Annotated in this window: 9 protein-coding genes; 2 read left to right on the forward strand and 7 right to left on the reverse strand. The window is 44.3% G+C overall.

What is annotated here, in order from left to right; translation table 11 throughout:
- Positions 1–4 precede the first annotated feature (4 nt).
- The 4 genes from DFP75_RS02745 to DFP75_RS02760 form a co-directional block, all read right to left on the reverse strand.
- Positions 5–1,069, reverse strand: coding sequence for an imelysin family protein (locus DFP75_RS02745; protein ID WP_110571984.1), 1,065 nt, complete (start codon positions 1,067–1,069; stop codon positions 5–7).
- The gene (locus DFP75_RS02750; RefSeq protein WP_110571986.1) at positions 1,069–2,448 is read right to left on the reverse strand and encodes a di-heme oxidoreductase family protein; all 1,380 of its coding nucleotides are present in this window, start codon (positions 2,446–2,448) and stop codon (positions 1,069–1,071) included. The genes DFP75_RS02745 and DFP75_RS02750 overlap by 1 nt, the downstream gene beginning before the upstream one ends.
- A 67-nt stretch (positions 2,449–2,515) precedes the next feature.
- Positions 2,516–3,811 carry an imelysin family protein gene (locus DFP75_RS02755; RefSeq protein ID WP_110571988.1) on the reverse strand — a complete coding sequence of 432 codons (1,296 nt, stop codon included), beginning with the start codon at positions 3,809–3,811 and terminating at the stop codon, positions 2,516–2,518.
- Between the two features lie 98 nt (positions 3,812–3,909).
- On the reverse strand, positions 3,910–4,494 hold the full coding sequence (locus tag DFP75_RS02760) for a hypothetical protein (RefSeq protein WP_110571990.1): 585 nt from the start codon (positions 4,492–4,494) through the stop codon (positions 3,910–3,912).
- Positions 4,495–4,888: 394 nt separating this feature from the next.
- Between DFP75_RS02760 and DFP75_RS02765 the strand changes: the two genes are divergently transcribed.
- Complete coding sequence (locus tag DFP75_RS02765) at positions 4,889–6,019, forward strand: BaiN/RdsA family NAD(P)/FAD-dependent oxidoreductase (RefSeq protein WP_425451215.1); 1,131 nt, start codon at positions 4,889–4,891, stop codon at positions 6,017–6,019.
- A 105-nt stretch (positions 6,020–6,124) separates the two neighbouring features.
- On the opposite strand, the gene acnA is transcribed toward DFP75_RS02765, so the two are convergent.
- The 3 genes from acnA to DFP75_RS02780 form a co-directional block, all read right to left on the reverse strand.
- Positions 6,125–8,872, reverse strand: coding sequence for an aconitate hydratase AcnA (gene acnA / locus DFP75_RS02770; RefSeq protein WP_110571994.1), 2,748 nt, complete (start codon positions 8,870–8,872; stop codon positions 6,125–6,127).
- A 239-nt stretch (positions 8,873–9,111) separates the two neighbouring features.
- Entirely contained in the window at positions 9,112–9,972 is an 861-nt protein-coding gene (locus DFP75_RS02775; protein WP_110571995.1) for an NAD(P)-dependent oxidoreductase, read from the reverse strand.
- A gap of 128 nt (positions 9,973–10,100) precedes the next feature.
- The gene (locus DFP75_RS02780; protein ID WP_110571997.1) at positions 10,101–11,030 is read right to left on the reverse strand and encodes a LysR substrate-binding domain-containing protein; all 930 of its coding nucleotides are present in this window, start codon (positions 11,028–11,030) and stop codon (positions 10,101–10,103) included.
- Positions 11,031–11,142: 112 nt separating this feature from the next.
- Here DFP75_RS02780 and DFP75_RS02785 point away from each other — a divergent pair, with 112 nt between their 5' ends.
- The gene (locus tag DFP75_RS02785) at positions 11,143–13,140 is read left to right on the forward strand and encodes a CocE/NonD family hydrolase (protein WP_110571999.1); all 1,998 of its coding nucleotides are present in this window, start codon (positions 11,143–11,145) and stop codon (positions 13,138–13,140) included.
- Positions 13,141–13,149: the final 9 nt, after the last annotated feature.

A 13,149-nucleotide genomic window follows, 5' to 3' on the forward strand; every position in this document is an offset into this window, starting at 1 on the left:
TAAATTAGTCTCCGTCTCTGCTATTAAAGCCAATTTGGAAACCAAGTTGAGTGACTATGCTCGTTAGGTATGACTGGCTGTTAGAGATTGATTGGACTAAAGGTTTTGCGAGCGCAATGCGTTTTTCTTGTGAGTAGTTGGCATCAGAGTGAAAGAAATCACTAGGTAGCTGAAGTGCTAGCTTAAGGTTTTGCGTAAGCTGTACTTCAAACTTTTCAGCAAGCACTGGATCTTTCTGTTTGGCCATGTCGAACAGCGATGGAGAACCTGCGTGATAAATTTCACGATACGATTTAAGGTTTTGCTGAATTGCTTTCAAAGGCAGGTCGCTTCTGTAGAACTCGGCCAATTTCAAATTTTCACGGCCATTATAGCCAATGGGGGTTTCAAGTTTCGCGTCTTTTACGGCCGACATATGCTCTACCCACTGCTGCAAAAATTGTTCTAAAGCGATTTTTTCATGATCAAATCCCATGCCTTCTTCATCAAACACCCAATCCTGAGCTTTGCCATTTTGCCACTGAGTGGCAACGGCGTCGGCGCTTTCCAAGTGATGCATTGTGACCTTTTTAAGCAATTGGCAATGCTTAGCAGAATGAATAGGTTCGAAGTCTGGATGATAAAGTAGGCTTTCAATGGCGGTCAGACCGCGTACTGCAATACTGGCTTTTGTCCAAAACTTAGGGGCGTCCATAACGTCTGGATTACCTTGAGCAAGTGTTCTAAGTTGGCGTTGAGTGACCCCTTTTTTATCAGGCCAGTATTCAAAGGCGTAATAGCGCATGAAGTAAGTAACGGGACCAAAGTTTAGCCACTGAACTTGCTGCCAATCTAAGGCGTTCTGCTGAAAAGCGTCTTGTGCGCTTTGTAGAGTCTCTTGTGATGGTGAGCCACAAAGCGTCGTGGTGCTTTGTTGTAGTATTTTGGAGGAATCGGAATATGCGCTGTAACCTTGTTTTACAATCTTATCAACAATGCCATTTAGAGGGCCTTCCCATTGGCCTGCTGAAGCTAGCAAAGGGGATGTGGCACTAATCACCAGCGCAATTAGTTTTGGAAAGTGTTTCATTAAAGCGACTCCAAAAAGTAGATGAGTTTTTTTCGATGTTCTTGGTTTAGGCTCTTATAATATTCTTGGCTCTGTTTTGCTTCTCCGCCATGCCAGAGAATGGCTTCTTCAATGTTTCTTGCTCTGCCATCGTGTAAAAAACTCACGCGACCAGAAACCTTATCAGATAACCCCATTCCCCATAAAGGTGCTGTTCGCCATTCAGTGGTACTGGCAGAAAAGCTTGGGAAGCCACTCGCCAGTGCTGGCCCCATATCGTGCAGCAACATATCGGTAAAAGGATAGAATGTGCGATTATTTAAGACAGAAAATTCTGAGTTGTCGCCGGTTTTCATTTTCGGTGTATGGCAGCTAGCGCAACCACCATCATCAAAATAACGCTTTCCTTCTAAAAACGATTTTTTCGTTAAATTGCGCATAGCGGGAGGAGCAGACAGAGAGACAAATAAATCGACTAATCTAGCTTGTTGTTTGTCGACTTCTAAATTGTCTAAGTGGGGACTGTTTCCTGTTGGGCTGGCTAGGCACTCTGTTTGAAATGCAGTGCAGTCTCCGTGTGGGGACGGATTTAATGGCGTGGATAACCCCAAGTCATTGTTAAAGGCAGATTGATTTTGTGCACTAACCGAGTGTACAGATGCTTTATAGCCAAAACGCCCTAAAAGAATGTTGTCGCCATTTTTTATCCAACTGACGCGACCACTTATCCCGTCATTGTTGCTATCGTCTGGGTCTGCCAGGGCAATAATGTCTTTCGCTGGAATATTCTCTAGTAAGCCCATTCCTATTAACGCTGGTGAAGTCAGCATGGTGAAGCGAGTGCTGTCTTCAAAATCGCCATAATTAAGAATGCGCCAGTGAAGATTTGGGGCTCTTAGTTCGACTTCTGTACCATCGTCCAATATTTCAATGTGTGTGTCATAAGTAAGGTAGTAATCACCTTCTGGCTGAATACCTGGCGAGCTATGCCCTTGAAATTGATGCCCGTAACGTTTGTCCCCAATATGAGGATAAATATTTTGGGGTGGTTTATAGGAAGTTGGGTAAGATTTACCTAGGCGTATTAAAAAAGATGGCACAGACACGCCACTAACATTTTCTTCAGGGGCATGACCTCGGCCATTATTGATATGGCAATTGTTACAAGAGCGAGTATTAAATAATGGGCCTAAACCATCACTGGCCGTTGTTGATGAAGGTGAGGGCACCCAGAGTTTTTGAAAGACGTTCTTACCTATAGAGAAGTTTAGCTTGTCTTCAACTTCAATGCCGACAAAAGGTTTGGAATAACTGTCGGCAATGGCAGGGTTCTGGAAACAAAAAAAGCTGGCGTAAACGCCAGCTATAAGAAAAAACACTTTTCTAAAATACGCTGTCATAAATAGACAAATACCATTAACTGACTAGATGACAAAGCCTTCCTTGGCTTTTATTGTAAACAAATATTTATTCAAACACAGCGCTAGGGTTATCTAGGCTATCGGAACCTTCAAGTGCAATGCCTTGTAGGTCTAACTGGTGAATCACCGCTTCGGTGGTGCGTGTTTCATCAACCAATGAATCAACGAAATCTTGCACTAGCTGATTTCCTTTTGTGTTATTCATTGCGATCAGAACATCAAAGGTCTGGCCTGTTTTAGCCGCATCGACCATTGCTTGCGCAGCCGCTTCTGTGTCATTTAGCTTTTGCTTCATCTCTGCATCGAGCTGAGGATTTTGCTTAGAGACTAGATTAGAAAGAGATGCGCCTTTTACCCAACTACCATCGACACGTTTGTACTCACCCAAATAGGCATTCTTAATACCTTTGGCATCGTAATAATGTGACCAATGTGTATTGTCAGAAAAGCAGTCATGCTCTTCTTCAGGATCGTGAAGCATTAGGCCAAGTTTGGTACGTTCACCACCTAATTCGCCATACGCCAAGCTTCCCATGCCTGTTAGGATAGTGGACAGGCCTTGTTCAGGCGTTTTTTCTAATAAAGCAGCACGTGCAGCGCCACCTTGTTTCCAGTTGTTGGCCATTTCTTCTAGGTCAGAAATTAGCAAGTCAGTCACAGCAACTAAATAGTCACGGCGGCGATCACAATTACCATTGCTGCAGTTTTTCAAATCATAATCGGTTGCAGGGCGTTCACCAGCTCCAGGATTAGTGCCATTTAGATCTTGGCCCCATAAAAGAAACTCAATGGCGTGGTAACCACTGGCAACGTTTGCCTCGATGCCATCCGCTTCTTGAAGGCTATTGGCAATAAGTTCAGGTGTAATGTGAGTCGTATCGACTTTCTTGCCACCGATATTCAGGCTTTTCGATGCGATAACATTAGCTGTGTAAAGTGGGTTTAAATCGGATTCTGTGCCGTAACTATCGGCTGCAACATAATCGATAAGACCTTCATCTAATGGCCAAGCATTCACTTTGCCTTCCCAATCGTCAACGATGGCATTACCAAAACGGTAGACTTCACTTTGCTGGTAAGGAACGCGAGAAGCAATCCAAGCGTTTCGAGCCGCTTTTAAATTGGCTTCAGTTGGCTTTGCTAAGAAAGTATCAATAGAGGAGCGTAGCGCTTTTGCTGTCGTTAATGAGTCTGCATATACAGCTTCTGCAATGTCGGCATAATGAACAACAACGGAATCTGCAGTAATAGCGCTAGACTCTTGTTTCACTGTGGCTGGACCACATGCTGTAAGCATCGCACCTGTAACGCATATTGCGATGGGGGTTAACAATCGTTTCATGTTTGAGGCTCCAAATTTATTTGTTCTTGCATAATATTGGAGATAAAAACGATTATCAATAACTTTCTTGCATATTGTTTGCGTTTTTGGTGCGGGCGTTATCGTCCGCACTGATATTGAAATGTATTTCCGGCTGTATTGTGAAGATCGTATTCACACGCTTTGTCCCGTAGTAAATCTTGACCTTCCCAAGACACACTCATACTAACAGGTGATTTATGTTTATAGCTTGGAATAAAGCGATAGGCAGCAACCACATCAATACTACTATCTGGGCCTAGCTGAATGGATTGGCCAATCAATCGTTGGCGAGTCTCTGCGTTATACAAGGTGTAATCAGTCGTGTATTCCTGGTCGCCATTTTCATGAGAAAAATTAAGCCAAATTTTACGGTATGTTTGAGGCTCTGATGTCGGATTATTGAAGCGTAATTTCGTATAAATAATTTGTGAGCGAGAAAGGCTTGTCTGTGCATTCTGGCTTACTTTCACATAAGAAGAGTTGGCTTTCTGCCAAGGCATGTTCGTACCAAAGGAAGCATCAACAATCTGGATTGTTTCTTTTGCAAAGTGTGCTTCTGCAAATTGAATAAGGTCCTTAGCTGGTGCGTACAAAGCCAAGGCAATAACACTTAGAAGTGCCACTTTATGAATAGTATGAGTAGGGCTTAATAGCTTGATCATATCCACATCCTTAAAATATCTTTACTGTTTATTTATACAGTACTGTATATTCAAACAGTAAATTTGTATAGCGTCTTTTTCAAAAAAAGTTTGCAATTCTCAAAAAAAATTCTTGTTTTTGATCTAAATGATATTTTTTAAATATTTAAAAAATAATGTTTGATTTTATTTACTTAATTGAATTTAAAGGGAATTTTAATGATTCCCACAGCCTTCTTAACGGATTCTGTGGACAAGATCTGGGTGTTTGCTTTTTGCTGTTATTTGGTACAAAAGTAACCCGATTCGATGGCAATAAATGAGCTAGACACTATAATGCAGCCACAAATAAGCGAAGAGGTTGGTTGTGGATAACGTTGATGTGATCGTAATTGGTGCAGGTGCATCTGGTTTAATGTGTGCGGCTACGGCGGCTTACCGTGGTAAAAAAGTAGTGGTATTGGATCACGCAAATAAAGCAGGTAAAAAAATTCTCATGTCTGGTGGAGGTCGTTGTAACTTCACGAACATGGATGCAGCCCCGAAACACTTCTTGTCTGATAATCCGCATTTTTGTATCTCTGCATTACGTCGATTCTCATCGCAAGACTTTGTAGATCTAGTCGATCGTCATGGTTTGGATTATGTTGAAAAGGCACCAGGGCAATTGTTTTGTGAGCACTCTGCAAAAGACTTGCTTGATATTCTGCTGACAGAGCTTGAATGGTCGGGAGCAGAACTTAAGTTAAATACGAAAATTCATAATATCGACTTTCAAGATGGTCAGACACTGGTCAAAACCAGCCAAGGTCACTTTGTTTGCGAGTCCCTTGTGGTTGCCACAGGAGGATTATCCATTCCCACCATGGGGGCAACAGGGTTTGGCTACGAAATAGCCAAGCAGGTTGGTCATGATATTTTAGCGACCCGCGCTAGCTTGGTCCCCATTACGATACAACCAGACCGTAAGGCACAACTTGCAGAGCTGTCTGGTATTGCTTGTGATATTTCTGCTACAGCAGATGGCGTGACATTCCAAGAACCAATGCTCTTTACTCATCGCGGTGTAAGTGGCCCGTCTATTTTGCAAATCACCAATTTTTGGCAGCCAGGCGAAGAGCTTAATATCAATATTGCACCGACGTTATCAATAGATAATTTACTTGAACTGCGCCAAAACTCACCGAAGAAAAGTTACGAAGGGTTCTTATCCAATATTCTGCCTAAGCGATTAGTTGAATTGATCAAAATAGAATTCCCATGGTTAACCGAACGTAGCGCGCAAATATCGAACGACCAAATTGACAGTTTATTTCAGTATCTTTCCAACTTTGACATCGCTCCAAATGGTACAGAAGGCTATCGCACCGCAGAAGTGACCTTGGGTGGTGTAAACACAAATGAGGTCTCGTCAAAAACCTTTGAGTCGCAAAAACAAAAAGGTCTCTACTTTATAGGGGAAGTTCTTGACGTGACCGGTTGGCTTGGCGGATACAATTTCCAATGGGCGTGGGCCAGCGGTTATTGTGCCGGACAGTATGTTTGAGCGGCAATGTTTTAGCTAAGACAACTGATGGTAATAAAGCCAAGGTGCATGTTTGTGCAATGATGCCCCTTGGCTTTTTTGCTTAGGGATTACAGCGGATATTATTTATCCATTAAGCATATTGCGTAATACGTACTGTAATATGCCTCCATGTTTGTAGTAGTCCCATTCTTTTGGGGTGTCTATGCGTAGGTCGACTTTGACGTTTAATTTTTCTCCATTGTCTTTATCTACTACCAAGGTTACTTCATCGACTTTGTCCTGTAATCCTTCGATAGAGAACACTTCTTGTCCTGTTATTCCTAATGACTCATGGCTTTCTCCGTCTTTAAACTGCAAGGGGAGCACGCCCATACCGATTAAATTGGAGCGGTGGATTCGTTCATAGCTTTGCGCAACGACCGCTTTTACACCTAATAGCAGTGATCCTTTCGCTGCCCAGTCACGAGATGAGCCTGTGCCATATTCTTTACCTGCCAAAATAATGAGCGGTGTATTCTGTTTCTGATAATCCATTGCCGCATCGTAGATACTGGCTAGGTTGTTATCGGGTTGGGTGCGAGTTACGCCGCCTTCGGTGCCGGGGGCAAGAAGATTTCTCAGTCTTATATTGGCAAAGGTGCCGCGCATCATAACTTCGTGATTACCGCGACGTGAGCCATAAGAATTAAACTGGCTTTTTTCAACACCGTTTTTCTGCAAGTAGGTGCCTGTCGGTGAGTCTGCTTTAATGGCGCCTGCTGGTGAGATATGGTCTGTGGTGACAGAGTCGCCAAGTTTCGCCAAGCAGCGTGCACCCTCTATCGTCGGAATGCCTGGTGGCTCGACTGTCATACCATCAAAGAAAGGGGCTTTTTTAATATAGGTCGAAGCATCATCCCAATCGTATAATTTACCGTCTGGAACCTGAATTTGTTGCCAGCGATGGTCGCCTTCATAGACGCTGGCATAGTTTTTTTCAAACATGCTTTTGGTAACAGTGGCTTTTACTAAGTCACTTACTTCTTTGACGCTTGGCCAAATATCTTTGAGGTAAATAGCGTTACCTTGTTCGTCGTGGGTCAATGGTTCCTTATACACATCAATGTCTGTTCGCCCTGCAATGGCATAGGCAACGACAAGCGGTGGTGAGGCCAACAGGTTCATTTTTATGTCCTGATGAATGCGGCCTTCAAAGTTACGGTTACCCGATAAAATAGAGCTTACGATAAGTTGGTGCTTTTGAATCGCATCCGATATCTCGCTTGCCAATGGACCTGAATTGCCAATACAAGTCGTACAGCCGTAGCCCACTAGGTTAAAGCCAAGATGCTCTAAATCACTCATTAGGCCAGCTTTTTCTAAATAATCAGTGACCACTTTGGAGCCCGGTGCGAGTGAGGTCTTTACCCAAGGTTTTACATTAATACCTCGTTGTTTTGCTTTTTGGGCGACTAAGCCTGCTGCCAAAATAACGCTTGGGTTGGAGGTGTTAGTACAGCTTGTAATAGCCGCAATAACACAGGCACCATCGTTTAGTTCAAACTCTTGGCCTTTAAATTTAACGTTTGCGGCTCCCATGAATTGTGCTTCGCTCACCGGTTCCTCGGTATTGGTAGCAGGGCCTTCGCTTTCGATAATCTTTTGGTTCTCGTCATTTTTTTCACGACGTTCTATGCGTTCATCCTGAAACTCTTGTAGGTGTTTTTTAAGTACATCGCCAGCCTGGTCAAGGGCAATTCTATCTTGTGGGCGCTTAGGGCCCGCTAAGCTTGGCACCACGTCATCGAGTTTTAACTCTAGGGAATCAGTGTAGTCTGCTTCATCACCATTATTGCGCCATAGGCCTTGGTGTTTGGCGTAGTCTTCAACGAGCTTAAGCTGCTGTTCGTCACGATTAGTTAAACGCAGATAGTTGATGGTTTCGTCATCTATAGGAAAAATCCCGCAGGTGGCACCGTACTCTGGCGCCATATTGGCAATGGTTGCTCTGTCAGCCAATGGAAGGTCGGCGAGGCCATCGCCATAAAATTCGACAAATTTCCCTACCACGCCATGATTACGCAGCATCTCTGTAACAGTAAGTACCAAATCGGTTGCAGTGGTACCTTCGGGTAATCGACCGCTTAATTTTACCCCTACAACTTGCGGAATAAGTAAGCTAATAGGTTGCCCCAGCATGACGGCTTCGGCTTCAATACCGCCGGCACCCCAACCAAGAACCCCCAAACCATTAATCATGGTCGTGTGAGAGTCTGTACCGACCAGGGTGTCTGGATAGGCGAACTTTTGACCGTTTCTATCTTCATTGAAGACGACACGGGCTAAATATTCTAAATTGACTTGGTGAACAATGCCGGTTGCTGGTGGTACAACTTTTAAGTTGTCGAATGCAGTTTGTCCCCAACGTAGAAATTCATAACGTTCTTTGTTTCGGTCATATTCCAGCTTAGCGTTTAAATCAAATGCCCCATCATTACCATAGCCATCGACCTGTACCGAGTGGTCAATCACCAGTTCAACTGGCGATAAAGGGTTTATTTTTGCAGGGTCGCCACCTAATTTTTCCATGGCATCGCGCATGGCAGCTAAATCTACAATAGCCGGTACCCCTGTAAAATCTTGCATGACAACGCGGGCAGGGGTGAAAGCGACTTCAGTAGAGGGCTTTGCGTGAGGATCCCAGTCTAGCAGGGCTTGTATATCTTGGGTTTTGACACTTACGCCATCTTCATTGCGGAGTAAATTTTCAAGTAATATTTTTAAAGAAAAAGGTAGTCGTTTAGCGGCAGAGCCCAGCTCTTTTAAAGAATTAATTTGAAATGCTTCGCCGTTAACTGTGAGTTGTTGCTGGGTGTTGAAACTATCGTTCATCATCGTCCCCTTCATTATCGATAAGGATTTACAGCCGTTTTTTCTCTTATATGTAAAAAAAGTATATATCATGCTAACGGAATCTGCGGGCACGGAGGGGGAGTGCAATGAACAAATCAAATTGGCTGGATGTTATTTCCTTATTTCAATACGAGTGGTTTTTGCCGTGTGTTCACTTTAATTAAGGCTAGGAGCATAAGAGAATAATTAGCGTCATATCACCTTATGCTCCTTTTAGATTACTTCACTATTTTATAAACCGCAGCAATGTCTTCCTCCGCAAAGCCTGCTTTTAATGCTTGCTTAAACGCTTCGTTGGCAATAGCGGCTGTTGGCAAGGGCTGGTCTAGTTGATCGCCCAAGGCTACCGCAAGGCGCATGTCTTTTTGCATGTGCTTGAGCGGGAAGCTGGTAGTGTAATCGCCCTTCAGTAACATGGCGCCTTTGCCTTTAAACATTGGGTTGGCCATAGCGCCAGCCTCGACAATGTCTAAAATTTGTTGGCCATCTAACCCTGCTTTTTGCCCCAAAGACATACCTTCGCTGAAAATGCTTAGCATGCCGCCCATCATCATATTGACCACGAGCTTCATATTGGCACCTTGGCCGACGTCGCCAAGATAAGGGGACATTTTACCCATGACTTCAAACGCAGGTTTAACGTCGTTATATAGAGATTGATCTCCAGCGGCGAGAATAATCAAAGTGCCGTCTTCAGCAGGCTTTTTTGTACCCGAAACAGGTGCTTCTAAAAAACGCCCACCTGCTTGAGTAATTAAATCCGCGATTTCTTTTGAGGTGGTATCGTCCACCGTAGACATATCTACATAACCACGACCAGCGCCAATGCCTGCCGCAACACCATTTGGGCCTTGGCAAAGCGCCAATGCGGCGTCAGGATCAGACACCATCGCAAAGGTGATGTCACAGTGAGCGGCGACGTCTCTTGGTGTTATTCCTTGGTGAGCCCCCAATGCTACTAGCTCATCGCATTTTGCTGAATTACGATTCCATACTGTTACATCAAATCCAGCTTTTACTAAATTTGTGGCCATGGCTTTGCCCATGATGCCTAATCCTAAAAAACCAACACTAGCCATAAAACTCTCTCTTATTTGGTGTTATTTATAACAGTGTAACAAATAGAAAAAGCCATCGTCTGTAATAAATACTCCTATCTAAAAGACGATAACTTGGCTGGTAATGTGTAGAAGGGAAGTGAAGGTTTTTAAATCTTTGCGACGTGTCTCTGGTCCGCTACCCGTTCCATCACCCAATCAATAAAACATTCTGCACTGTATCGGTTGGCGTTTTCGGTGCGTGTTAAAAAGAAGGCGTTGTTTTTACATTCAATAGGAGGTGTAAGGGCGACTAAGCTGCCTTCTGCAATCAAATCTTCCACATGCCAATCCCAAGCGAGGGCAATACCTAAGCCGTTTTGTGCAGCATGAACCACGGCAATTTGGTCTTCCATCTGAATTTCGTTTAATGGCTCCAGATAGTCAATTCCTGAGTGTGCCGCCCATGTTTGCCAGTTTTCCCAGAAGTCTGGGGCGTCTTTGAGGCCAAGCAGAGGTTGCTGCCAGATGTGCTTTAAATTATGACACTCGGGATGTTTTTCTAGAAAACTGGGGCTGCACACCAATAGCATTCTCTCGTTAAACAGCAAAAAGTTGTTTTTATAAGAGGTTTTTAATGACGAGTAATAAAATGCCACATCGTATTCGTGGCTGTTCACTTCACTCATATTACGCTCATTATTGATGCTTATATTGAGCATGATATCCGGGTATTTATCGCGAAAATCATCTAAATGAGGAATGAGCCAAAAGTGGCTGAAGCATGCACCGATTTCTAAATTAAGCGGCAGAGGAGAGACTTTATCATCCATTTTTTGAGACTCTTCCGCCAAGACAGTCAGGGTTTTTCGAACCGTTTCTAAATAAGTTTGTCCTTTTTTTGTCAGTTCTAGGCCTGTTTTTTTGCGAATAAATAGCTTGGTGTTCAGGAAACTTTCCAGCTGTTTGATTTGTTTGCTGACCGCCGTTGGAGAGACGCAAAGTTCATTGGCGGCGCTGGTTAAGGTGCCAAGACGAGCCGATGCTTCAAATAAAATAAGGCTGTTTAAAGAGGGAATGGTTCGGTTATTAATTGGCATACAACTATCTACCCTGAACTTTTAGTTCAAGTGAGACTAACAAAATAGCGTTTTACTTACAATTTCAGCTTCCTAATATAAAAAGACACTACAAATAGAACGAAAGGAAGTTATGCAACACATCAAACACATTCATCACGCTATGTTGCCCTTACCTGATGGCACTAAGCTCGCCTATCGTGCATGGCTGCCAAGCAATGCCGATGAGCACCCTGTTCCAGCGATACTTGAATTTTTACCTTATCGTAAGAACGACGGCACGATTGTTCGAGACGAGATCACCATGGCACAAACCGCTAAGCGAGGATATGCCTGCATTCGAGTCGACCTTCGAGGCTGCGGAGAGTCAGAAGGGCATACAACCGACGAATACACCAAGCAAGAGTTACAAGACGGTTTCGATATTATCGCATGGCTAGCTAAACAGCCTTGGTGTAGTGGCAGTGTTGGCATGGTAGGGATTTCATGGGGCGGGTTTAACTCACTGCAAGTGGCAGCACTGAATCCTCCCGCTTTAAAAGCCATCATCACGCAGTGCTCAACTGATGACCGCTACGCTACAGATGTTCATTACATGGGTGGTTGTTTACTGAATGATAACTTGGATTGGGCATCGTTTTTCTGGGCGTATGCACAAGGTCGCGCACCAGATGCAACACTGGTCGGTGAAGGCTGGAAAGAGCAGTGGCTGGATCGTCTAAATAAAATGCCATTTCTAGCGAAGCCTTGGCTTACTGAGCAAGTCCGTAATGATTATTGGAAGCATGGCTCAATTTGTGAGAATTACAGCGACATTAAAATTCCTGTCTACGCTATGAGTGGTTGGGCCGATAACTATCGCGATACCGTCTTTCGATTATTAGAAAATCTTGTTGATGTGCCGCGCAAAGGTTTAGTTGGCCCTTGGGCCCATAAATACCCAAATATTGCGTATCCAAATCCGAAAATGGATTATGTGGAAGAGTCGGTGCGTTGGTGGGATCGCTGGCTAAAAGGCATCAAAAACGGTATCGATGATGAGCCTGAACTCACTTATTACATGCAAGACAGCGTGCGTCCACAAACGGATTATGATGAGCGTGCAGGTCTGTGGATTTCAGAGCCATCGTGGCCATCGCCTCAGACAGAGAAGAAAACCTTTTATCCAGCGAACGGTCAGTTGATGGATACGCCACAGCCAACGGCTTTGGCGCAGCAGGTCTGCTCGCCGCAAACGGTTGGTTTAAACGGTGGTCGTTTGTGCGTAGGTATTCGTCTTGCTATGGAGCAACCCGCTGATCAGCGCGCTGACGATGCAGGTTCTCTGTGTTTTGACACCTTGCCTCTAGAAGACGACTTGGCGATTGCTGGTCAAGTAATGGCAAATTTGGCGATTCGTAGCGACACGCCGACAGCAAACCTCGCAGTAAGAGTTTGCGACGTGCATCCTGATGGCGCAGTTACTCGAATCAGTGTGGGGGTCTTAAACCTAACCCATCGCGACAGTCATGAATTTGTTGAGCCATTAACACCAGGTGAGTTGTACAGGGTTAAAGTACCGATTACTCATGTTGCCTACAACGTCCCTGCAGGACACCGTTTACGGATTTCCGTTTCGACAGCATGTTGGCCACTTATTTGGCCATCTCCTGATCAGGCAACAATTACACTTGAGTCTGCTTTAAGCAGTATCGAAGTGCCACATAGAACCCAATTAGTCACAGAAATCGAGCCGCCTATTCTGAATACGCCAGTCGCAATCGATGGTGAAACACTGCGCCCAACGAACAGTGAGCGAGTGGTGCATCACGATTATAAAACCGGCCTGGTGACGCTAGAAACCCATGATGACTTCGGTCGTCAATATTACAACTCTTGTGAAAGCGTTATTGATATGACGATGAGTCAATGGCAGACCATCCATCCTGATGATCCTCTGACAGCAGAGTCTAAGTTGGTATTTGACCTGACCATGGGGCGAGAAGGCTGGTGGACTGGCTTAAAAGGTCTGTATCACATGCGTTGTGACCACGGGCATTTTTACATCACCAGCACTTGGGAAGCGTTTCATGATGGGGAGCGGATTTTCAGCAAAGAGTTTGAAGAAACCATCAAGCGAACAGGCGTTTAATCGATTATC

The organism is Marinomonas alcarazii (assembly GCF_003208215.1).
Lineage (GTDB): Bacteria > Pseudomonadota > Gammaproteobacteria > Pseudomonadales > Marinomonadaceae > Marinomonas > Marinomonas alcarazii.